This window comes from Martinezella hainanensis, assembly GCF_900094555.1.
GTDB classification, from domain to species: domain Bacteria; phylum Pseudomonadota; class Alphaproteobacteria; order Rhizobiales; family Rhizobiaceae; genus Rhizobium; species Rhizobium hainanense.
In genome coordinates this window covers 1,245,296-1,267,574 of sequence record NZ_FMAC01000001.1, presented here as the reverse complement: position 1 = coordinate 1,267,574, position 22,279 = coordinate 1,245,296, and the positions used below count along the sequence as shown (strand labels likewise).

Below are 22,279 nucleotides of genomic sequence, written 5' to 3'. Positions count from 1 at the left end.
GTCCAGAATGGAGAAACCTCGGCAATCGTGCTTGCCGGGCGTTCTGATGGCGCGATTAGGGATAAAGGACGAATGAGCGATCTCAAGCTAATGGCACTCGACACCGATGATCTGGATGTCATCTCTGCCTATATGCAGGATAGCGTCTTCAAGGTCGGCGACATGTCCTTTGCGCCGAAGCAGGAGCAGTTTTCGCTCGCAGCCAACCGTTTCGTCTGGGAGCAGTCGGATCAGCGCAGCAAGCCTTACGAACGCCATCGTTCCGCGCTGGTGTTCAAGCGCGTGCAGGCCGTGCGTTCGAACGGCATCGACCGGCGCAACCGCGATGAAGTGCTGTCGCTGCTCGCCATCCGCTTCGAGCAGAAGGGTGAGGGGCCCGACGGCACGATCGAGCTTGCTCTTGCCGCCAATGCCACGATCGCGCTCGATGTCGAATGTATCGAGGCTCAGCTTGCGGATATCGGCGGTGCATGGGAAACGGCCCATAAGCCTCGACATCCGGACGCCGGCGAATAGGCTTGTAACGGTTGCATTTGGCCGCTGAAGGCGGCCTCGATGGAAGGGAATATCAGTTTTGGCTATCTGGCTGGATCAGGCGTCGGAAGGGTTCGAGCAGCAGTTCGCCGCATTCCTGACGACCAAGCGGGAAGTGTCCGAGGACGTGAATGCCGTCGTGCGCGGCATTATCGATGATGTGCGGGCACGCGGCGATGCCGCCCTTGCGGACTATTCCAAAAAGTTCGACGGCGTCGATTTCACTGTGACGCCGATGCGCGTCAGCGAAGCCGAAATCGACGCGGCGATCGAGGCCGTGCCGGCCGAAGTGCTTGGCGCGCTGAAGGTTGCCGCCACCCGCATCGAATCGCATCACCGCCGGCAGCTGCCGAAGGACGATATCTACGAGGACGATCTCGGCGTCGGCCTGGGGTCGCGCTGGACGGCGATCGAGGCCGTCGGCCTCTATGTGCCCGGCGGCACGGCGAGCTACCCGAGCTCGGTGCTGATGAATGCCGTGCCGGCCAAGGTCGCCGGTGTCGACCGCATCGTCATCGTCGTGCCGGCCACAGGCGGTGCCGTCAATCCGGCCGTGCTTGCGGCGGCCCGCATGGCCGGCGTCGAGGAAATCTACCGCATCGGCGGCGCGCAGGCGATTGCGGCGCTCGCCTATGGCACCGAGACGATCCAGCCGGTCTACAAGATCACCGGCCCCGGCAATGCCTATGTGGCCGCGGCCAAGCGTCAGGTCTTCGGCACCGTCGGCATCGACATGATCGCCGGCCCGTCGGAAGTGCTTGTCATCGCCGACAGGAACAACGATCCGGACTGGATCGCCGCCGATCTGCTCGCCCAGGCCGAGCATGACGAAAGCGCGCAATCGATCCTCATTACCGACGATGCCGAATTCGGCAAGGCCGTGGACGCGGCGGTCGAGCGGCAGCTGAAGCAGCTCAGCCGCGCGCAGACGGCGGCAACGAGCTGGCGGGATTTCGGCGCGGTCATCCTGGTTTCGGACTTGAGACAAGCCATTCCGCTCGCCAACCGCATCGCGGCCGAGCACCTCGAACTTGCGGTCGATGATCCCGAGCCGCTGCTTTCAGGCGTGCGCAATGCCGGCGCGATCTTCGTTGGCCGCCATACGCCGGAAGTGATCGGCGACTATGTCGGCGGTTCGAACCATGTGTTGCCGACGGCGCGCTCCGCGCGCTTTTCCTCCGGGCTTTCCGTGCTGGATTTCGTCAAGCGCACGTCTATTCTCCGGCTGGGGTCGGAGCAGCTTCGCGCACTCGGGCCGGCCGCAATCGCGCTTGCCAATTCCGAGGGGCTGGATGCACATGCGCGATCGGTCGCGATCCGCCTCAATCTCGAGGGGTAAGGCATGGCCAAGGGCGTCTTCCGGCTGAGCGATGTGGTCCTGGATGACACGATCGGCCGCTCGACGCCCGATGTCGAGCATGAGCGCGCCGTCGCCATCTTCGACCTGATCGAGGAAAACAGCTTCGAGCCCGCAGGTCACCAAGGCGGCCCTTATCTGCTCAACCTGTCGCTGGTCGAGCAGAAGCTGGTCTTCGACATCCGCACGGAAGACGGTGGCGTCGTCGCCACCCATATTCTGTCGCTGACCCCGTTCCGCCGCATCGTGAAGGACTACTTCATGATCTGCGAGAGCTATTACGAGGCGATCCGCTCGGCCACCCCCAGCCGCATCGAAGCGATCGACATGGGCCGGCGCGGCATCCACAACGAAGGCTCCCAGACATTGATGGACCGGCTGAACGGCAAGATCAGCGTGGATTTCGATACGGCGCGCCGGCTTTTCACGCTCGTCTGCGTGCTCCACTGGCGCGGGTGACTGATATGGACGAGCCGCAGGCGATCGAGCACAATGGCAGGTCGCCCGGGGGCAAATCCCCCGGCGCCATCCTCTTCATGTGCGGGCTGAACGCCATCCGCTCGCCCATGGCCGAGGCGATGGCCCGCAGCATGCTGCCGCAGGGCACCTATATCGCCTCGGCGGGCGTGCGGGCCGGCGAGCGCAATCCCTTCGTCGATGTCGTGCTGGCTGAAATCGGCCTCTCGCTCGGCCGCCGCCAGCCGCAGACCCTCGAAGAGCTGGAGGATGATTTCTTCGATGTCATCATCACGCTGTCTCCCGAGGCGCATCATGCCGCCCTTGAATTGACGCGGGCGAACGCCGTCGATGTCATCTATTGGCCGACGATGGACCCTTCTGCGACGGACGGAACACGCGAGCAGGTTCTGGACGCCTATCGTGGCGTGAGGGACTATCTTCTCGGCCTGATCGAGAGCAGGCTGGTGGAACATCGCGGCTCGCTTTAGAGCTGCGAATGAAACAAATGCAGAAACCCTTATCAACGAGGTTCACAAAACCGCGATGATTGTGTAGTTTCCGCGCAAATTTCCGGCGACCCTCGCTTTTTTGGCATGGGCGCCGGCCCCAACCGACAGGAAAAGAAGCTTTAATGCCGAAAGAAGAAGTCCTCGAATTTCCCGGTGTCGTCACCGAACTCCTGCCGAACGCGACCTTTCGCGTGAAGCTGGAAAACGAGCACGAGATCATTGCCCACACCGCGGGCCGCATGCGAAAGAACCGCATCCGCGTTCTGGCCGGCGACAAGGTGCTGGTGGAAATGACCCCTTACGACCTGACCAAAGGCCGCATCACCTACCGTTTCAAGTAATCAGCCGCTCGTTGGAGCTGCCGATCGTCGGTCATGCTCTAAAGCCGGTTCTCATTCCCGCATGACAGGTCGAGGTCTGATGGCGTTGAAACACAAGCTGATACTGGCCTCCGGATCGCCGCGTCGCGTTGAGCTCCTGCACCAGTCAGGCATCGAGCCCGCGCGTCTCATGCCGATGGATATCGACGAGACGCCGAAAAAATCGGAGCATCCGCGCTCGCTGGCGCGGCGGCTTTCGGCCGAGAAGGGCGATGCGGCATTCGCGGCGATCAAGAGCGATGCCGCCTGGCAGGGGAGCTATATCCTTTCGGCCGATACGGTCGTCGCCGTCGGACGGCGCATCCTGCCGAAGGCGGAGTTCGTCGATGAGGCGGCTGCGGCTCTGCATCTGCTCTCCGGCCGCGGCCATGTCGTCTATACCGGCATCTGCCTGATTACGCCGGATCGCAAGGCCCGTCAGAAGGTCGTGGAAACCAAGGTGCGTTTCAAGCGGCTTTCCGGCCGCGATATCGAAATGTATCTCGCCTCCGGCCAATGGCGCGGCAAGGCGGGCGCTTATGGCATTCAGGGCCTTGCCGGCTCCTTCGTGCAGAAGCTCGTCGGCTCCTACACCAACGTCGTCGGATTGCCGCTTTATGAGACCATGCTGCTGCTCGCAGGCGAAGGATTCGATGTCCACGCCGGATGGCAGGAAGGATAAAGCTCATGACGAAGGCTGAAGAGATCAAGGTCGGTTCGAAGGTCGAGCCGCTGCGCAAGACGCGTCCCTGTCCTGAATGCGGCCGTCCTTCATTGCGTGAACACTATCCATTCTGCTCGGATCGCTGCCGCTCCGTCGATCTCTCGCGGTGGCTCAATGGCTCCTATGCCATCCCCGTCACCGAGGATGAGACGAAGGCCGACGGCTCGGATCAGGACTGAATGTGCTTTTCCAGAGGGGCTCTGTCTCGCGAAGCCTTTCATTTTATTTGTGAATTGGCAAAATTCGATTTCCTGTCAAAAAAGAGTCATTTGCGGCTGGACATGGCCGAACAAGATGCTATAACCCCGCTCGCTTCCGGGGCGAACCAACCGCCCAGCGCCTCTCAAGGCTCTTCCTTTGACGCGAAGCTCGGATGCCCAGATAGCTCAGTTGGTAGAGCAGCGGATTGAAAATCCGCGTGTCGCTGGTTCGATTCCGGCTCTGGGCACCATCTTTTCTCCCCATTCATGCGGACAATGAAGCCTGACGCTGGCTTCGACCAATTCTTCGCCGAGATCGTGTATTTGCAAGAATACGCGGCTGACGCGTCGACTGAAGTTGTGTAACCAAAAGCGTGTGTTGCGTGGTCACAACAATCCTAAGGTTGTGTTTCATTAATTCGGTGCATGACCCCATCAAGATATTGATGACATTTGGAATCAAGCGTACGAATTATTGACAGATCACCTATTGATTCGAAGCGAGTCATACCGCACTTTAGATACAGCGGGATAAAGTGATCTCGTAAAAGCCGGCGTTTATTGCAATAGCAAGCTAACCGAGGCGCCATGTTAAACAACGATGTTCTGTTCAACACGTTCGCCCGTACTTTTGAAGCACGGCGCGAAGTCGAGATGTCATTCTCCGAATACCTGGAAGCGTGCCGGGATGACCCGCTCATGTACGCCAATGCGGCGGAGCGGCTACTGGCAGCCATGGGTGAACCGCTGCTGATCGATACGGCCAAGGACACTAGGCTTGGGCGTATCTTCATGAACCGGACCATCCGGACTTATCCAGCTTTTTCGGGCTTTTTCGGCATGGAAGAGACGATCGAACGCATCGTCGCCTTCTTCCGCCATGCGGCCCAGGGGCTGGAGGAGCGCAAGCAGATCCTCTATCTGCTCGGGCCTGTCGGCGGCGGCAAGTCATCGCTTGCTGAGCGGTTGAAATCATTGATGGAAGTCCATCCCATCTATGTCCTCAAGGCTGGCAACGAGCTGAGCCCGGTCTTTGAAAGTCCGCTCAGTCTGTTCGATCCGGTCACCATGGGGCCGATGATCGAGGAGCGCTACGGCATTCCCCGCCGCCGTCTGACCGGGCTCATGAGCCCTTGGTGCCTGAAGCGGCTGGAAGAGTTCGAAGGTGATATCTCGCGCTTCCGCGTCGTCAGGCTGCAACCCTCAAGATTGCGGCAAATTGCCGTCGCCAAGACGGAACCGGGCGACGAGAACAACCAGGACATCTCCTCGCTGGTCGGCAAGGTGGATATCCGCAAGCTCGAAAGTCTCGCGCAGAACGATCCGGATGCCTACAGCTACTCCGGTGCATTGAACCGCGCCAATCAGGGCATTCTCGAATTCGTCGAAATGTTCAAGGCGCCGATCAAGATGCTGCACCCGCTGCTGACGGCGACGCAGGAAGGCAATTACATCGGTACGGAAAACATCGGTGCAATACCCTTCTCGGGCATCATATTAGCTCACTCAAACGAGTCGGAATGGCAGACATTCAAGGCCAACAAGAACAATGAGGCATTCATCGACCGCATCTGTGTCGTGAAGGTGCCTTATTGCCTGCGGGTCACCGAAGAGCAGAAGATCTACGAGAAGCTGATCGAGGAATCCGAACTCAGCGACGCGCCCTGCGCGCCGTCGACCCTGGAGACGCTCGCCCGCTTCACGGTTCTGACGCGGCTTTCCAAGCACGAGAATTCGACCGCCTTCTCCAAGCTTCGGGTCTATGACGGCGAGAGCCTGAAGGAGACCGATCCGAGAGCGCGCAGCGTGCAGGAATATCGCGACTCGGCCGGTGTCGACGAAGGCATGGACGGAGCTTCCACCCGTTTTGCCTTCAAGGTGCTGGCGGCGACCTTCAACTACGACACGACTGAGGTCGGCGCCGATCCGGTGCATCTGATGTACATGCTGGAGCAGGCGATCCGCCGGGAACAGCTGCCGCTTGAAACCGAAAAGCTCTATATCGAATTCATCAAGAGCGAACTGGGGCCGCGCTATGCGGAGTTCATCGGCAACGAGATCCAGAAAGCCTATCTGGAATCCTATGCGGATTATGGCCAGAACCTTTTCGATCGCTATGTCGACTATGCCGACGCCTGGATCGAGGATGTGGACTTCAAGGATCCCGACACGGGCCAGCTTCTCGACCGCGAGCTTCTGAACCAGGAGCTCACAAAGATCGAAAAGCCGGCTGGTATCGCCAACCCGAAGGATTTCCGCAACGAGGTCGTCAAGTTCTGCCTGCGGGCACGGGCGAGCCATGGCGGCAAGAATCCGTCCTGGACCAGCTATGAGAAGATCCGCGAGGTCATCGAAAAGCGGATGTTCTCCCAGGTCGAGGACCTTCTGCCCGTCATCTCGTTCGGGTCCAAGAAGGATGGCGAGACGGAGAAGAAACATGGTGAATTCGTCGAACGGATGGTCGCGCGGGGCTATACCGAGCGTCAAGTCCGGCGGCTTGTGGAATGGTACATGCGTGTGAAACAGGCGGGATGAGCCACCAAGGAAGAAGGAATGCACATTGTTGACAGACGCCTGAACCCAGGCGGAAAAAGTCTAGAAAATCGTCAACGATTTTTGCGAAGAGCAAAAGCGCTGGTGCAGAGAGCGGTCTATGAATCCTCTCAAAATCGCGACATTCAGGACATTCTGAAGGGTGGCGAAATCAGCATTCCCCTAGATGGAACCGAGGAGCCTCGGTTCCATCGCGGCCCGGAAGGGCTGAAGGAACATATTCTTCCCGGTAACAAAGACTTCATCGAAGGTGATATTCTGCCGCGGCCCGAAGGCGGTAGCGGCAAATCCCGCGCCGGCGGCGATGGATCCGGCGAGGATGCCTTCCGCTTCATCCTGACGCGGGACGAGTTCCTCGATCTCTTCCTCGACGATCTCGAATTGCCCGATCTTGCCAAGCGCCGCCTGATGTCGGCCGACCAGATCAATCCCGTGCGTTCAGGCTATTCGGTGACGGGATCACCCGCCAATCTCGCCATCAACCGCACGATGCGGCTCGCCATGATGCGTCGCGTCGCGCTGCATCGTCCGAAACCGGAGACGGTCGAAAAGCTCATCGAGGAGGCGGAGGAGTGCACCGACGAGAAGCGCCGGGCACAGCTCGAAGACGAGATCAAGCGGCTGGAATCAAAGGTCCGGCGCATTCCCTATATCGATCCGATCGACATACGCTATCGCCGCTTCGAGAATGAACCGAAGCCGGTGGCCCAGGCTGTCATGTTCTGCCTGATGGACGTCTCTGGCTCGATGACGGAGCACATGAAGGATCTCGCCAAGCGCTTCTACATGCTGCTCTACATCTTCCTGACCCGGCAGTATCGCCGCGTCGAGATCGTCTTCATCCGGCATACTGATGTGGCGGAAGAGGTGGACGAGGAGACCTTCTTCCGTAGCCCGGCGACCGGCGGGACCCAGGTTTCGAGCGCGCTCGAGGCCATGCGGCGGATCGTGCGCGACCGCTTCCCGGCATCCGACTGGAATATCTATGCGGCGCAGGCGTCGGACGGCGACAATGCCTATTCCGACAATGCGACGACGGCAGCGCTGATGACGAGCGAGATCCTGCCGGTCTGCCAGTATTTCGCCTATCTCGAAGTGGGGGAATCGCGCAGCGTCGCGATTTCGTCCGGTTCGGCGATCTGGTCGCTCTACGAGCGGATGCAGGCGGGCTGGCCAGTGCTTTCCATGCGGCGTGTCAGCGATCGCAGCCAGATCTATCCGGTCTTCCACGATCTCTTCCAGCGCCGGACGGCGGAAACAAGGAGCGGATGATGGCGAAAAAGGCATCGATGGAGCGGCTTTTCGACGGTGCGGACTGGGATTTCACCACCATACAGCGAATTCACGATGCCTGCGAGAAGATCGCCATCAACGAGCTTGGCCTCGACGTTTATCCCAACCAGATCGAGATCATCACCGCCGAGCAGATGCTCGACGTCTATTCCTCGATCGGCATGCCGCTCTTTTACAAGCATTGGTCCTTCGGCAAGCACTTCGCTCATCATGAGGCTTTCTACCGCAAGGGCCTCCGTGGGCTTGCCTATGAGATCGTCATCAACAGTTCGCCCTGCATCTCCTATCTGATGGAGGAGAATAGCGCGACGATGCAGGCGCTGGTCATCGCCCATGCCGCCTTTGGCCACAATCACTTCTTCAAGAACAATTACCTCTTCAAGCTCTGGACCGATGCCGAAGGCATTCTCGACTACCTTAATTTCGCCAAGAGCTATATCGCGCGCTGCGAGGAGCGCTATGGCCACGCCGCCGTCGAGCGTACGCTGGATGCCGCGCATGCACTGATGTCGCATGGGGTTCATCGCTATGCCGGCAAGAAGACGCCGGACCTGCGCGACGAGGAGAAGCGTGAGCGCGAGCGGCGCGAATATGATGAGAAGATCTTCAACGATCTCTGGCGCACGGTTCCGACCGGACATGGCAAGAAGACCCTCGATCTCGACTTGGAGCGGCGACGCTCGCTGGCCGGTCTGCCGCAGGAGAACATCCTCTATTTCCTGGAAAAGATGGCGCCGCGTCTGAAGCCCTGGCAGCGCGAAATCATCCGCATCGTGCGGCATGTGGCGCAGTATTTCTATCCGCAGAGCCAGACCAAGGTGATGAACGAGGGCACGGCGACCTATGTGCACTATCGCATCATGACGCGGCTGCACGAGCTTGGCGGCATTGGCGACGGCGATTTCCTGGAATTCCTGAAATCGCATACCAATGTGGTTTTCCAGCCGACCTTCAACGATCCCCGCTATTCCGGCCTTAACCCTTATGCGATCGGTTTTGCCATGATGCAGGATATCGAACGCATCGTGACGAAGCCGGAAGAGGAGGATCGCCAGTGGTTCCCCGAGATTGCCGGCACCGGCGATGCGATGGCGGTGCTGCGTGACCTCTGGGCGAATTATCGTGACGAGAGCTTCGTAGCGCAGTTCCTCAGTCCGCACCTGATGCGCAAGATGCGCATGTTCCAGCTGACGGACGATCCGGAGGAGGAAGAGGGGCTGAGGGTCGCTGCCATTCATGACGAGCGCGGCTACCGGCGCATCCGACGCGAGCTGTCGCGGCAATATGATGTCGGCTGGATCGATCCGCATATCGAGATCGTCGATGTCGATCTTGCCGGCGACCGGCGGCTACTGGTCAAGCACACCGTGCTGAATGGCGCGATGCTCGACGATATGGATGCCAAGCGCGTGTTGCAGCACCTGGCCGATCTCTGGAGCTACGACGTGCTGATGCAGGAAGTCGACCGCTCCGGCGCGGTGCTTCGCGATCACCTCGTTCATCCACGCGCTTCGGCACTTGCGGCGTAAGCGCTCCGCTCTAGCATCAAAGAAGTAGAGCGTGATGTCTTCCGAAAGCCGCCTACACTTTTCGGCATCACGCGCTAAGACTGCTTTTTCGGTTGTCGCTGATGGCCGCTTACCTGTGCGCCGTCTTCCGGCTGCAGCTTGAGGAAGCCGGGTATGCCGAGCAGCGGGATGACCGCCATCAGCAGGAAGGCCAGATGGAATTTCTCTGGTGTCAGTGGCGATCCATCCAGCGTCACCAGATCGAGCAGCATCGCGGCAACGGAGATACCGAAGCTGACGCTCAATTGCTGCAGCACGCCGCCGAGGCTCGTCGCGCGGCTGAGCTGGGCGGCTGGTGTGTCGGAATAGGACAGGGTGTTTGACGTCATGAACTGTCCGGCACGTGCCAGTCCGAAGATGAAGACATAGACGATGATGAACCAGTGCGGCGTATCCGGCGTAATCAATGCGAAGCCCGCGACGACGGCGGCGCCGAACACGGCGCTCCAGGTGAGCATCCGGTCGAAGCCATAGAGCTTCAGCAGTTTTGCCGAGACCGGCCGCACGGCAAGGGCGCTCAAGGCGCTGACGAAGGTCAGCGTGCCCGAGACGATCGGGCTCAAGCCGAAGCCTACCTGCAGCATCAGAGGCAGCAGGAAGGGCACGCCGTTCAGGCCGACACGACAGACGCCGCCGGCAAGCGTGCCGATACGAAAGGTGCGCAGTTTGAAGAGGGTGAGATCCACGGCCGGCGATTCCGCCGTTCTTGCATAACGGATGAAGCCGATCAGCAGCAGTCCCGCGGCGGCGAGTGTGAGAAAAATCGCCCAGACCGGAATCGTCGGGCGGCCGATATTCTCGATCCCGTACTGCAGCAGCACGCAGCCGAGGCCAACCATGATAAAGCCCGGGAAATCGAATTTGATCGTCTCGTCGCGCTCGGTGTCCTCGACATAGCGCAGCGCCATGGCCATGCCGATCAGGCCGAAGGGCAGATTTACCCAGAAGATCCAGCGCCAGGAAAGATAGGTCGTCAGAAAGCCGCCGAGCACAGGCCCGATCAGCGGCCCGATGACGGCGGGCAGGGTCATATAGGTCATGGCCGTAACCAGCTGGCTGCGCGGGAAACTGCGGATGAGAATGAGGCGCCCGACCGGCGTCATCATCGCGCCGCCGAAGCCCTGCAGCGCGCGGGTGGCGATCAGCATGGGCAGGCTGGTTGCAAGGCCGCACAGGATAGAGCCGATCGTGAAGATGAAGAGGGAAAGCGCGAAGATGCGCCGCGCGCCGAAGCGATCCGCGAACCAGCCGCTCACCGGAATGAACATGGCGAGCGTCAGAATATAGGTCGTGACAGCCAGATTCATGCGGACCGGCGTCGTGTCGAGGCTCTTGGCGATATCGGGAACGGCGGTGATGAGGATGGTCGAATCCAGCTGTTCCATCAGGAAGGCGACGGCGACCACGGCGGGGATGATGTAGCGCAGGCGAGGGTTGCGTTCGACCGCAAAAGTCTGGCCTTGCGGATTGGGATCTATCGAATCCATGAAATGAAATGGCTTTCCAACGTCCGGCTGGGGACCGGCGCGTTTGACGATTTGCATGAATCCCTTCGGAAACCGCCTCGTGCTCTCGGGAAACATGGTGCTGGCGGCCGGTGATCCGCCGACCTTCGGAATCGTCGCCTATATGAGCACCATCCATGGCGCGGTGCAACAAAAACCAAGCCCCTGGATGTCGGAACTAGTTGGTCGAGGCGGGGGAGGGCAGTGTCCAGCGCGCCTTGTCGAAGACGATCGCGGTACGGATTTGCTCCGGCGCCGTTCTGCGCAACTCCAGCTGAAGATTGAAATTGTTGTTGCCCTGGAATTCCTTGAAGAAGCTGAGCTTGGCGCCAAAAGCCTGAAGCGTCACGTCCTGCAATCTGCCGATCGCATCCAACGCTGCCTGAAAGTCGAGCCAGTGTGTCTCGTTCAGCAACAGGACGACGGTGTCGACGAAGGTGCTCGCGATTGCCTTGCCATCATCGTTGTCGGGCATAATGACCTTGATGCGGATTGTCTCGATTTCTCCTGATGGTTTGCCGCGAACGATGATGAAGAAGGAAGCTGCCTTCGCATCGCCATAGGCGCCCTTCTGGATGGCGTAGCTGCATTCCGATGTGCCCGCGCCTAATTCGCTTTGCCGCCATTCCCCGACGGGTAGGCCGAACTTCGCAAGGTCGGCACAAAGCGTCTCACCGGATATACGCCAGCTGCGTACGAAGGCGCTCAGAAGCGCATCGACGGGTTCGTCGAGCAGATGGGATCTTTTCTTGACGGGCGGCTTTGCAGTGACACTTGCCGGCTTGACGCGGACGTTCCTGGCTGCGGGGGCTGATGTCGACGTCGGCGCTGCCGGAGGCTCGGCCGTATGGGCTGGTTGTTGTTGTTCCTGTACAGGTGCGGCGGGCGCTGCTGTGTGCTGCTCCGGCTTCGGGAAGAGATTGAGATGATAGCGACTATCCAGCGCTCTCAGATTGCGCATATCGTTGGCAAGGAGCGCGGTCGCCAGGATGATCGAACCGATGACAACAGCTGCAATCCAAAAGACAGCCCTGCTTTTCTTGCGAGGTGGCGCCACCGACATGATTCAGATCACAGCTACTCCCGAGGAAACACGCTTGCTGCAATAACTGTATGTTGCGCAGCCTATCCATGGCTACAGCATATGCGTTTATGAACGATTGATCATTCTAATGTTTCTTTGTCAATTCATGATGTTGCCCAAGGCGCATCACGATCCCTCGCGACCGGTTTCTCCGTTTCGGGCTTCTGGCCTTTTGCACGTCTTTGTCGCGGTGTCGCGCCCATAATGATGCAGTCTGCCCTAGTCGAAATATGCCTTGAGTGCCCTGACGGTGGCGGCATCCGTGCGGCGGACCGACGGTGTCGAGAAGCCAAGGGCAATGACGCGCTCATCCGTCTCCGAGACGGTTGCGGAGCAGGAGGCATGGATCTCGCTGATCTCCAGGCGCGGCCAAAGCTGGCCGACCGTCGCTAGCGTCACGCCGGAACCAGGCATGATGGAGATGCGGCCGGCGGCTGAGGCAATCGCCTGCTCGAGCATGGCAACGCCTTCGGCCGCAGTCCTTGCACCGCCGGACGTCAGGATGCGCTCGAAGCCGAGGGAGATCGCGGCATCGACGGCTTCCTCGACGTCGGGCACGAGATCGAAGGCGCGGTGCAATGTCTTGCCGAGACCTTCCGCTTGGGCGGCGAGGGCGGCGAGAGCGTCAATATCCAGTCGGCCGTCCGGCAGGGAGGCGCCGAGTACGACGCCCGGCAGCCCGGCGGCCCGTGCCGCATCGATGTCACGCTTCATGATGTCAAGTTCATCGCCCGAGTAGACGAAGCTGCCGGCACGCGGGCGGACAATGGCATAGGCCGGGACAGGCATCCTCGCCGCGGCGGCCATCAGTCCGGCACTCGGCGTCAATCCGCCAAGAGGAAGCGCGCTGCAAAGCTCGATGCGATCGCCGCCGCCCTCGATGGCCGCCTTGAGGCCGGCAATGTCCTCGACACAGACCTCAAGCAGCATGGGTGTGTTCTCCGGCATATTGCAGGCCCAACAGGGCGGCGCCGATGAGGCCTGGTTCAAGCTTGCACTCACTGGGCACGACGAGCGGCCGGCCGAACTTGCGCAGGATGCGGGTGCGCACCGCTTCATCCAGACGTGCCAGGAGCGGTTCGACGTTGGAAAGGCCGCCGCCGACCGGCACGATGGTTGCACCGGTTATGTTGATCGTGAGCGCGAGGGGCGAGGCGACCAGATCTACCATGACTTCGATCGTGCGTTCGGCGCGGTCTTCGCCTTTCAGCCACTGGCTGATGATCTCTTCGCTGGAGAGTTCCAGTCCATGGAGCGTCTTGTGCAGGCGTTCGATGCCGCGCGCCCCGCCGACGGTGTCGACGCAGCCCTTCTGGCCGCAACCGCAGGCATAGGCGGGAATGGCGACCGGCGGATTGCCGGCAAAAGAGGCGATGATGGGGCCGTGGCCCCATTCCCCTGCAAAGCCGCCGGCGGCGTTGACCAGCCGGCCATCCGCGACGAGACCGCCGCCGACGCCGGTACCGAGAATAGCGCCGAAGACGATGCGATGGCCACGGCCCGCGCCGGACATGGCTTCCGCCATGGCGAAGCAATCGGCATCATTGGCGATCAACACGGGATAGCCGAGCTCCGCTTCCAGATCGGCGGCAAGATGCCGACCATGAATGCAGGGAATATTGGCGCAGGTGAGCGCCTGCGTATCGGGATCGACAACGCCGGCGATGGAGAAGGAGAGGCAATCCGGCCTCTCACCGGCTTCGGCAATCACCTCGCGCAAAGCAGCGACGAATTCAGCGAAATCATGCCTCGGCGTCGGGCGCCGTGCCAGCGGTACGATATCCGTCATGGAGCGGGCGATACCGCCTTTGATGGCGCTGCCGCCGATGTCGAAGGAAACGATCATGGATACCGACCTGCTGGAAACATGGCGCACTTGCTCGCACCCTTTGCCGGTCTTTGCAAGGTTAATCCTCTTTAGGATCAACCGCCGCCGGCGAAGTGCCGTCAAGCGGAGGGCAGGGTGATCCTGGCTTCGAAGCCATCGGTCCTTCCGGTCGCCGGCGACAGCAGATCGAGGTGCCCGCCGATCTGGCCGACGATGCGCTCGACGATCGAAAGTCCCAGGCCGGAGCCCGCCGCTTTCGTCTTGCCGCGCCAGAAACGCTTCTTCAGGCCGGCAAGTTCGTTCGCGGAAAGCACCGCGCCGCCATTGATGACGCGGACAGTGCGGTCGTCGACGCTGACTGTCACTTCGTCATCCGTCGGGCCGTGGATCAACGCGTTCTCGATAAGATTGCGCATGACAATCGCAAAGGCATCGATATCGACATTGCGGATCAGCTTCTCCGCTGTTTCGTTCTCCAGAAAGACGCGGCCCGCCGTGCCGGTATCGCGGTCGTAGTCGCCGATGACTGTTTCGATGATGGTCACAAGGTCGGTGGGCTTGTCACCCGTGCCGATGCCGGCCTGGGCGCGGGAAAGCTGCAGCAGTTTTTCCGCCAGCCGGCCGAGATTGGAAAGCGACGTCTCGATGCGGCCGGCGCGTTCCGTCAATTGCCCCTGCGGCAGTTCGGCGATCAGCCTCTGGGTCTGCGCAAGAGCGCCCGCAATCGGGGTGCGCAGCTCATGGGCACTGTTGGCGGTGAATTCGCGCTCGGCTTCCAGGGCCAGGCGAAGGCGCTCCAGCAGCAGGTTGACGGAGCGAGCGATCGGCTGGAGTTCGAGTGGCAGCGTCTCGCTCACGAGCGGCGCCATGTTGCCGCCGTCCTTGGTGGCGATCTCGGAGCGCAGACGGTCGATCGGCCGCAGCGATCGACCAACGATGATGCCGATGGCAATGATGCTGGCGGGAATGAGCGCCAGCAGCGGCCAGAGCAGAGCGACACCGCTTTCGCGTGATGCCTCGCGGCGATTCTTGAAGGCATCGGCGACATGCAGGAAGATCGTCCCGTCGGCCGAGGATTCGGTATAGATCCGGTATCGTGGGGTGTTATGGAAGCCGATCTTCAGCGGCACGTCATAGGCGGTCGCCGGGGCATCGTGGGAATGCAGGATGACCTTGCCGTTCGCATCGAGCACCTGATAGGTCAGATATTCGCGGTTCAGCCCCCTGTTGAGTTCTTCCAGGCTCTGCGGATCGCCGGAATGGTCGCGGTTGGCGAGATCGTCGAGCACCAGCGGCAGCAGACGCTCGGCGGTTTCCTGCAGTGCACCGTCGAAGGTCTCGGAGAGTTCCTTGTTGACGACATAGACGCCGATGCCGACCGCAATCAGCCAGAAGACGACGACGGTGCCGGTCAGCGCGGTAATCAGGCGCCGGGTGATGCTGGCACGGCTGGGCTGCTTGCCTTCGGTCATCGCTCACCCAGGCAATAGCCGACGCCGCGGGCCGTCCTTATGCGGTCCTTGCCGATCTTCTTGCGTAGGCGGCTGACGTAGACTTCCACCGTATTGCTCTCGATTTCGGAGCCGAAGGCATAGAGCGCTTCCTCTATCTTGTCCTTCGATACGATGGCGCCCGGCCGGGTGATCAGCAGGTCGAGTACGGCCCATTCGCGTCCCGTCAAAATCACATCCTTGCCGGCGAGCTTGACGCGGCGCTGCGGCTGGTCGATTTCGAGGTCGTCAAAGCGGAGTGTCGGCTGGGGGCTGCCGGCATAGCGCCGGGCGACTGCCAGGATACGGGCAGTAAGTTCGCCAAGGTTGAACGGCTTGACGAGATAATCGTCGGCGCCGCTGTTCAGACCTTCAATGCGGTCAGAGATCTGGTCGCGCGCGGTCAGGATGATGACGGGCGTTTCGTCGGGCTTGCGGCGCAGCCGTTTCAAGAAATCGATGCCGCTGCCGTCCGGAAGTTGCAGATCCAGCAGGATGAGGCCGTATTGCACGGCACGGGTGACCTCTTCTGCATCGGTCAGGTTCTTGACCCAATCCACGGCATGAGGCCCCGCCGCGATATGGTCGCGAACCGCGCCGCCGATCGTCTCGTCGTCCTCCACCACAAGAATGCGCACCTGCACCTCTCAACCGTTGAACGTACTTCAGTTAATGCCGACGAACCTATCGGGTCAATAACGGCTGAAATAAGCCGTGGCTGGATACACAGTTCATGGCTCGGCCACCCGCCGAAAACGTTCCCGGCGCCTATGGACAGACAGGAACGCGATGGTTACTTGTTTGCGCGGAGAACGAAGCGGCCCGGGATGGCCGCCATAGGCTATCGGAGGGCCTCGGTCATGCTGAAGGGAATTTCGCCGCTATTGAATGCGGACGTGCTCTATGCGCTGAAATCGATGGGGCATGGCGACATGCTTGTCGTCGTCGACACGAATTTCCCGGCGGAGGCCATCGCTAGCCAGACTGTTCTGGGCGAACTGCTGCGCATCGATAATGTGTCCGCTGCCGATGCGGTTGCCGCCATATTGTCGCTGATGCCTCTCGATACCTTCATCGACGATGCGGCGACGCGCATGGAAGTTGTGGGCGCGCCGAGCGAGGTGCCGTCGGTTCAGCGTGAGGTTCAGGCTGCGATCGACAAGGCCGAGGGCAAACATTGGCCGCTCTCGCCCGTCGAGCGTTTTGCCTTCTACGAGCGCGCCAAGGATGCCTTTTGCGTTATTCAGACCGGCGAGCGCCGCTTCTACGGTTGTTTCACCTTGACCAAGGGTGTCATCCCGCCAGAAGCTGAGTGATCCGGACTGAATGACCCGGCACGGATAGTCCGGATCATCCCGGGCAAGGGCGCTGTTTCGGTAAAGGAAGGCGATGGCGAAGAAGCTGGATTCCCAAGGGCGGCTTGACGATGCGGCGCGGGCCGGATGGCTCTACTACGTCGCCGGCCGGACGCAGGACGAAATCGCCGTCGCGATGGGAATATCCCGCCAGTCGGCGCAGCGGCTGGTGTCGTTGGCCGTCGCCGAACGGCTGATCAAGGTGCGGCTGGATCACCCGATCGCCGCGTGCCTGGAATATGCGGCGGAGCTCAAGAAGAAGTTCAATCTGCGCCATGTCGATATCGTGCCGAGCGATCCGGACAGCACCTCTTCCACGATCGGTATTGCCGAAGCGGGGGCAGCCGAAATCGAGCGCTGGCTGCGGCGAGCCGACCCGATCGTGCTGGCGATCGGCACGGGCCGCACACTGAAGGCTGCGGTCGATCAGCTGCCGGCCATCGAGTGTCTGCAGCATCGTGTGGTGTCGCTGACGGGCAATATCGGTCCCGACGGTTCGGCCGCCTATTACAACGTCATCTTCAGCATGGCCGACGTCATCAAGGCGCGGCATTTTCCGATGCCGCTGCCGGTGCTGGTATCCTCCGCCGAGGAGCGCGAATTGCTGCATGCGCAGGCGCTGGTGCGCTCGACGCTCGATATCAGCGCACAGGCCAATGTGACCTTTGTCGGCATCGGCGAGATGGGCGTGGAAGCGCCGCTCTGTCTCGACGGCTTTCTCGAACGGGACGAAATGCTGGCCTTGATGGATCGGGGGGCCGCCGGCGAAATCTGCGGCTGGGTCTTCGACGGCAATGGCAGGCTCATGCCCGACGATGTCAACGAGCGCGTCGCCAGTGCGCCCTTGCCGTCACGAGACACGTGCACGGTCATCGGAATCGCCAAGGGACGACGCAAGTTCCAGGCGATCAAGGCTGCAGTAGTCGGACAGCAGATCAATGGTTTGATCACTGACGAGGCAGTTGCCGAATTTTTGCTCAAGGTTTGAGCAAAAAATTTAACCCATAGAAACAAAGAGATAGGTTGCTTGCTCGGCAATGCAGCAACGAATCTGCATTGACATTTTGTCGCAACAAGTGAGTAATTGCCCACGAGCAAAGCGAATGCTCATTTTTAATCTTCTGGGAGGAAGATATGAAATTGAAAACTTTACTGCTGGGCGCCTGCTCGGCTCTGATGTTTGCCGGCCTGGCGTCTGCCGAAACCCTCACGATTGCGACGGTCAACAACGGCGACATGGTCCGTATGCAGAAGCTTACGGACGATTTCAAAGCCAAGAACCCCGGTATCGATCTGCAATGGGTCACGCTTGAAGAAAACGTATTGCGCCAGAAGGTTACGACCGACATCGCTACCAAGGCTGGCCAGTACGACGTGCTGACCATCGGCACCTATGAAGTGCCGATCTGGAGCAAGCTCGGCTGGCTTGCATCGCTCGACAAGCTTTCCGCCGACAAGAACTATGACGTGGATGACCTTCTCCCGGCCATTCGCAGCGGTCTGACGACCGACGGCAAGCTTTATGCGGCACCGTTCTACGGCGAAAGCTCGATGGTGATGTACCGCAAGGACCTGTTCGACAAGGCCGGCCTGAAGATGCCGGACGCGCCGACCTGGGACTTCATCGCCGATGCTGCCCGCAAGATCACTGACAAGGACCATGAGGTCTACGGCATCTGCCTTCGCGGCAAGGCAGGCTGGGGCGAGAACATGGCGTTCCTGACGGCGATGTCGAATTCGTTCGGCGCTCGCTGGTTCGATGAGAAGTGGAAGGCACAGTTCGACCAGCCGGAATGGAAGGACACGCTCGACTTCTACGTCAAGCTGATGAAGGACGCCGGCCCTCCGGGCGCTTCCTCCAACGGCTTCAACGAGAACCTGGCCCTGTTCCAGTCCGGCAAGTGCGGCATGTGGATCGATGCCACCGTTGCAGCCTCCTTTGTTTCCGATCCGAAAGAATCGAAGGTCGCCGACAAGGTCGGTTTCGCCCTGGCGCCGGACAAGGGCCTCGGCAAGCGCGGCAACTGGCTCTGGGCATGGAACCTCGCCATCCCGGCTTCCTCGAAGAAGACCGAAGCCGCTGAGAAGTTCATCTCCTGGGCAACCAGCAAGGAATACACCAACCTTGTTGCTCAGAAGGAAGGCTGGCTGAATGCACCTCCCGGCACCCGTACCTCGCTCTACGCGAATGCGGACTACCAGAAGGCAGCGCCTTTCGCCAAGATGACGCTCGACTCGATCAACTCCGCTGATCCGACGCATCCGACCGTGAAGCCGGTTCCCTATGTCGGCGTCCAGTTCGTCGCCATCCCTGAATTCCAGGGTATCGGCACGGCTGTCGGCCAGCAGTTCTCGGCAGCGCTTGCCGGCCAGATCTCGGTCGATCAGGCGCTCAAGGCCGCACAGCAGCTGACCACCCGCGAAATGACGAAGGCCGGCTATCCGAAGTAAGGGCCTTCGAAGCTAAGGAAAGCAGCGCCCCCTCTCGAGCACTGCTTTCCCCTAGGCCGCCGAGCGCCGAACTGCCCTTGGCGGCCCTTTTCGTTTCAGCCGGTCCACGGCCACCTCTCCCGCTTGAAAGATAGGTTGGTACTTGCCATGGCAACGTTGCACACCCGTTCCACCGCGCGCGTCATGATGGCGCCTTCGGTTCTGCTCCTCTTCGCGTGGATGATCGTCCCGCTCGTGATGACGATCTATTTCTCGACGCTGAACTACAATCTGCTGAACCCCGGCACGCATGATTTCATCGGGTTTCTCAACTACGAATATTTCATCAGTGACCCTGCCTTCCTGAGCTCGCTGATCGTGACGCTGCTGCTTGTCGGCGGTGCGTTGCTGATTACCGTGGTCGGCGGCATTGCACTGGCTCTCCTTCTTGATCAGCCGATCTTCGGCCAGGGCATCGTGCGCATGCTGGTGCTTGCGCCCTTCTTCGTGATGCCGACGGTCGCAGCCCTCATCTGGAAGCATATGTTCATGAACCCGGTGAACGGGCTTCTGGCGCATCTCTTCAAATTTTTCGGGCTTGATCCGCTGACCTGGCTGGAGACGGTTCCACTGCTGTCGATCATCATCATCATCGCCTGGCAGTGGCTGCCTTTCGCAACACTCATCCTGCTGACGGCCCTGCAGTCGCTGGACGAGGAGCAGAAGGAAGCTGCCGAGATGGATGGCGCCGGACCGGTTTCGAAGTTCATCCACATCATCCTGCCGCATCTGGCGCGCGCCATCACCGTGGTGATCCTGATCGAAACGATCTTCATGCTGTCGGCCTTCGCCGAGATCCTCGTCACCACCAATGGTGGTCCGGGTACGGCGACGACCAACCTTACTTATCTCGTCTATTCGCAGATCGTTCTGTCGCAGGACGTCGGCGGCGCATCGGCGGGCGGCATCATCGCCGTCATCCTCGCCAATATCGTCGCGATCTTCCTGATGCGCGCGGTCGGCAAGAATCTGGAGGCTTGAGATGGCACGCAAAGTCACCACGCAACGCAAGATCGTCGTATCGATCGCCGCCTGGATCGTGGCAATCCTCATCTTCTTCCCGATCCTGTGGACGATCCTGACGAGCTTCAAGACGGAAGGCGATGCGATCGCCTCGCCGCCGCAGTTCCTCTTCTTCCACTGGACGCTGGAGAATTATTTCGAGGTGCAGTCGCGCTCGGACTACTTCCTCCACTTCGGCAACTCGGTCATCATCGCCTTCGGTTCGACCATTCTCGGTCTGCTCGTTGCGGTGCCTGCCGCCTGGGCCATGGCCTTCTCGCCGACCAAGCGGACCAAGGACGTCCTGATGTGGATGCTGTCGACCAAGATGATGCCGCCGGTCGGTGCCTTCATCCCGATCTACCTGCTGTTCCAGAGCTTTGGCCTTTTGAACAACCAGTTCGCCAGTCGCGTGGGCATGGTCGTCGTGCTGATGCTGATCAACCTGCCGATCATCGTCTGGATGCTCTACACCTACTTCAAGGAAATCCCCGGCGAGATCCTCGAAGCCGCCCGGATGGACGGTGCGACGCTCGCCAAGGAGATCATCTACGTGCTGACGCCGATGGCGATCCCCGGCCTTGCCTCGACGATGCTGCTCAACATCATCCTCGCCTGGAACGAGGCCTTCTGGACGCTCAACCTCTCCGCGGTAGACGCGGCGCCGCTGAGCACCTTCATCGCCTCCTATTCCAGTCCGGAGGGCCTGTTCTATGCCAAGCTCTCGGCAGCATCGACCATGGCGATCGCTCCGATCCTGATCCTCGGCTGGTTCAGCCAGAAACAACTCGTTCGCGGCCTGACCTTTGGCGCGGTTAAGTAAGGAAGAGAAACATGGGTAGCATTGTTCTCAAACAGGTCTCCAAGGTCTTCGGCGAAGCCAAGGTCATCCCGTCCATCGACCTTGAGATCGATAATGGCGAGTTCGTCGTGTTCGTCGGTCCGTCGGGCTGTGGCAAGTCCACGCTGCTGCGCCTGATCGCCGGTCTCGAAGATGTCTCCGGCGGACAGATCCTCATCGACGGCAAGGACGGCACCAATCTGAAGCCATCCGACCGCGGCCTTGCCATGGTGTTCCAGTCCTACGCGCTCTATCCGCATATGAGCGTGCGCAAGAACATCGCCTTTCCGCTGAAGATGGCGAACATGCCACAGGCCGAAATCGACAAGAAGGTTGCCGATGCCGCGCGCGTCCTGAACCTGACCGATTATCTGGAACGCAAGCCGCGCCAGCTCTCGGGTGGTCAGCGCCAGCGCGTCGCCATCGGCCGCGCCATCGTGCGCCAGCCGGCGGCCTTCCTCTTCGACGAGCCCTTGTCGAACCTCGATGCGGCGCTGCGCGTCAACATGCGTCTCGAGATCAGCGAGCTGCACCAGCAGCTGAAGACGACGATGGTCTATGTGACGCACGACCAGGTCGAGGCCATGACCATGGCCGACAAGATCGTCGTGCTCAACCGCGGCAATATCGAGCAGGTGGGCTCGCCGCTGGAGCTCTACCGCAGCCCGCGCAACCTCTTCGTCGCCGGCTTCATCGGCTCGCCGAAGATGAACTTCGTCAAGGGCGCCTATGCGCAGAGCCTTGGCGGCGACACGATCGGCGTACGGCCGGAACACACGTTGCTGTCGACCAGCTCGGGCGACTGGCAGGGCAAGGTGCTGGTTGCCGAGCATCTCGGTTCCGACACCTTCCTCCATATCGACGTCGACGGGATTGGCACGGTGACGGCACGCGGTTCGGGCGACTTTCCGGCCCGGGCCGGGGATACCGTCTACCTGACGCCGGACAAGGCACATATTCACCGGTTCAATGCCGAGGGGCTGGCGATCTCAGCCTAAAAGCCAAGGCCGTGCGCGCCTGAGCGGGCACAGCCGACGCATCCGTCGCGGTTCGCGTCCATCGATCTGCGTGGGCCGGGCAAGCATACCAGCCGGCGCGGCCCCCAACCGTCCGGAGCCAGAGACCTTT

The 22,279-nt window shown here is 60.6% G+C and carries 22 protein-coding genes and 1 tRNA gene; 17 read left to right on the top strand and 6 right to left on the bottom strand.

Translation table 11 applies throughout. The features are described from left to right. The first annotated feature begins 72 nt into the window (after positions 1 to 72). From GA0061100_RS06135 to GA0061100_RS06080, 11 genes are all read left to right on the top strand, one after another. Positions 73 to 516, top strand: a complete 444-nt coding sequence (locus GA0061100_RS06135; RefSeq protein ID WP_075851768.1) for a DUF2948 family protein — start codon at positions 73 to 75, stop codon at positions 514 to 516. Positions 517 to 574: 58 nt separating this feature from the next. Continuing rightward, positions 575 to 1,873, top strand: a complete 1,299-nt coding sequence (gene hisD, locus GA0061100_RS06130) for a histidinol dehydrogenase (RefSeq protein ID WP_075851767.1) — start codon at positions 575 to 577, stop codon at positions 1,871 to 1,873. A 3-nt stretch (positions 1,874 to 1,876) separates the two neighbouring features. Continuing rightward, positions 1,877 to 2,350, top strand: coding sequence for a UPF0262 family protein (locus GA0061100_RS06125; protein WP_075851765.1), 474 nt, complete (start codon positions 1,877 to 1,879; stop codon positions 2,348 to 2,350). Between the two features lie 5 nt (positions 2,351 to 2,355). Continuing rightward, entirely contained in the window at positions 2,356 to 2,838 is a 483-nt protein-coding gene (locus GA0061100_RS06120; protein ID WP_075851763.1) for an arsenate-mycothiol transferase ArsC, read from the top strand. A 143-nt stretch (positions 2,839 to 2,981) separates the two neighbouring features. Continuing rightward, on the top strand, positions 2,982 to 3,200 hold the full coding sequence (gene infA, locus GA0061100_RS06115) for a translation initiation factor IF-1 (protein WP_004117876.1): 219 nt from the start codon (positions 2,982 to 2,984) through the stop codon (positions 3,198 to 3,200). Between the two features lie 79 nt (positions 3,201 to 3,279). Further along, positions 3,280 to 3,900 (top strand): Maf-like protein, encoded by a 621-nt coding sequence (locus GA0061100_RS06110; RefSeq protein ID WP_075851762.1) that lies wholly within the window; start codon positions 3,280 to 3,282, stop codon positions 3,898 to 3,900. Positions 3,901 to 3,905: 5 nt separating this feature from the next. After that, a complete protein-coding gene (yacG, locus tag GA0061100_RS06105) occupies positions 3,906 to 4,121 on the top strand; it encodes a DNA gyrase inhibitor YacG (protein WP_075851761.1) in 216 nt (71 codons plus the stop codon). 196 nt (positions 4,122 to 4,317) lie between these two features. Continuing rightward, a tRNA-Phe gene (locus tag GA0061100_RS06095) sits at positions 4,318 to 4,393 on the top strand. A 337-nt stretch (positions 4,394 to 4,730) separates the two neighbouring features. Next, positions 4,731 to 6,677 carry a PrkA family serine protein kinase gene (locus tag GA0061100_RS06090; protein ID WP_075851759.1) on the top strand — a complete coding sequence of 649 codons (1,947 nt, stop codon included), beginning with the start codon at positions 4,731 to 4,733 and terminating at the stop codon, positions 6,675 to 6,677. A gap of 18 nt (positions 6,678 to 6,695) precedes the next feature. Beyond that, on the top strand, positions 6,696 to 7,967 hold the full coding sequence (locus tag GA0061100_RS06085) for a YeaH/YhbH family protein (RefSeq protein ID WP_075851758.1): 1,272 nt from the start codon (positions 6,696 to 6,698) through the stop codon (positions 7,965 to 7,967). After that, positions 7,967 to 9,517 (top strand): SpoVR family protein, encoded by a 1,551-nt coding sequence (locus GA0061100_RS06080; protein WP_075851757.1) that lies wholly within the window; start codon positions 7,967 to 7,969, stop codon positions 9,515 to 9,517. The genes GA0061100_RS06085 and GA0061100_RS06080 overlap by 1 nt, the downstream gene beginning before the upstream one ends. A gap of 74 nt (positions 9,518 to 9,591) precedes the next feature. Here GA0061100_RS06080 and GA0061100_RS06075 read toward each other — a convergent pair whose 3' ends face one another. The 6 genes from GA0061100_RS06075 to GA0061100_RS06050 all read right to left on the bottom strand — a co-directional run bounded on the left by GA0061100_RS06075 (position 9,592) and on the right by GA0061100_RS06050 (position 16,101). Beyond that, a complete protein-coding gene (locus tag GA0061100_RS06075) occupies positions 9,592 to 11,043 on the bottom strand; it encodes a DHA2 family efflux MFS transporter permease subunit (protein WP_075851928.1) in 1,452 nt (483 codons plus the stop codon). A gap of 196 nt (positions 11,044 to 11,239) precedes the next feature. Continuing rightward, on the bottom strand, positions 11,240 to 12,124 hold the full coding sequence (locus tag GA0061100_RS06070; RefSeq protein WP_075851756.1) for a DUF6030 family protein: 885 nt from the start codon (positions 12,122 to 12,124) through the stop codon (positions 11,240 to 11,242). A gap of 240 nt (positions 12,125 to 12,364) precedes the next feature. Then, entirely contained in the window at positions 12,365 to 13,075 is a 711-nt protein-coding gene (locus GA0061100_RS06065; protein WP_075851755.1) for a copper homeostasis protein CutC, read from the bottom strand. After that, positions 13,065 to 13,991 carry an ROK family protein gene (locus tag GA0061100_RS06060; RefSeq protein ID WP_075851754.1) on the bottom strand — a complete coding sequence of 309 codons (927 nt, stop codon included), beginning with the start codon at positions 13,989 to 13,991 and terminating at the stop codon, positions 13,065 to 13,067. Before GA0061100_RS06060 ends, GA0061100_RS06065 begins: the two co-directional genes overlap by 11 nt. Before the next feature lie 101 nt (positions 13,992 to 14,092). After that, positions 14,093 to 15,445: an ATP-binding protein gene (locus GA0061100_RS06055; RefSeq protein ID WP_075851752.1), complete on the bottom strand. Its 1,353-nt coding sequence runs from the start codon at positions 15,443 to 15,445 to the stop codon at positions 14,093 to 14,095. Continuing rightward, on the bottom strand, positions 15,442 to 16,101 hold the full coding sequence (locus GA0061100_RS06050; RefSeq protein ID WP_075851751.1) for a response regulator: 660 nt from the start codon (positions 16,099 to 16,101) through the stop codon (positions 15,442 to 15,444). The genes GA0061100_RS06055 and GA0061100_RS06050 overlap by 4 nt, the downstream gene beginning before the upstream one ends. Positions 16,102 to 16,323: 222 nt before the next feature. Between GA0061100_RS06050 and GA0061100_RS06045 the strand changes: the two genes are divergently transcribed. The 6 genes from GA0061100_RS06045 (at position 16,324) to GA0061100_RS06020 (ending at position 22,149) form a co-directional block, all read left to right on the top strand. Beyond that, a complete protein-coding gene (locus GA0061100_RS06045) occupies positions 16,324 to 16,779 on the top strand; it encodes an RbsD/FucU family protein (RefSeq protein ID WP_075851927.1) in 456 nt (151 codons plus the stop codon). Positions 16,780 to 16,852: 73 nt separating this feature from the next. Further along, positions 16,853 to 17,806 carry a sugar-binding transcriptional regulator gene (locus tag GA0061100_RS06040; protein ID WP_075851749.1) on the top strand — a complete coding sequence of 318 codons (954 nt, stop codon included), beginning with the start codon at positions 16,853 to 16,855 and terminating at the stop codon, positions 17,804 to 17,806. Positions 17,807 to 17,952: 146 nt separating this feature from the next. Then, positions 17,953 to 19,269, top strand: coding sequence for an ABC transporter substrate-binding protein (locus GA0061100_RS06035; protein ID WP_075851748.1), 1,317 nt, complete (start codon positions 17,953 to 17,955; stop codon positions 19,267 to 19,269). Positions 19,270 to 19,416: 147 nt separating this feature from the next. Next, the gene (locus GA0061100_RS06030) at positions 19,417 to 20,289 is read left to right on the top strand and encodes a carbohydrate ABC transporter permease (RefSeq protein WP_075851746.1); all 873 of its coding nucleotides are present in this window, start codon (positions 19,417 to 19,419) and stop codon (positions 20,287 to 20,289) included. Position 20,290: 1 nt separating this feature from the next. After that, complete coding sequence (locus GA0061100_RS06025; RefSeq protein WP_075851745.1) at positions 20,291 to 21,133, top strand: carbohydrate ABC transporter permease; 843 nt, start codon at positions 20,291 to 20,293, stop codon at positions 21,131 to 21,133. A gap of 11 nt (positions 21,134 to 21,144) precedes the next feature. Further along, positions 21,145 to 22,149 (top strand): ABC transporter ATP-binding protein, encoded by a 1,005-nt coding sequence (locus GA0061100_RS06020; RefSeq protein ID WP_075851744.1) that lies wholly within the window; start codon positions 21,145 to 21,147, stop codon positions 22,147 to 22,149. Positions 22,150 to 22,279 lie beyond the last annotated feature (130 nt).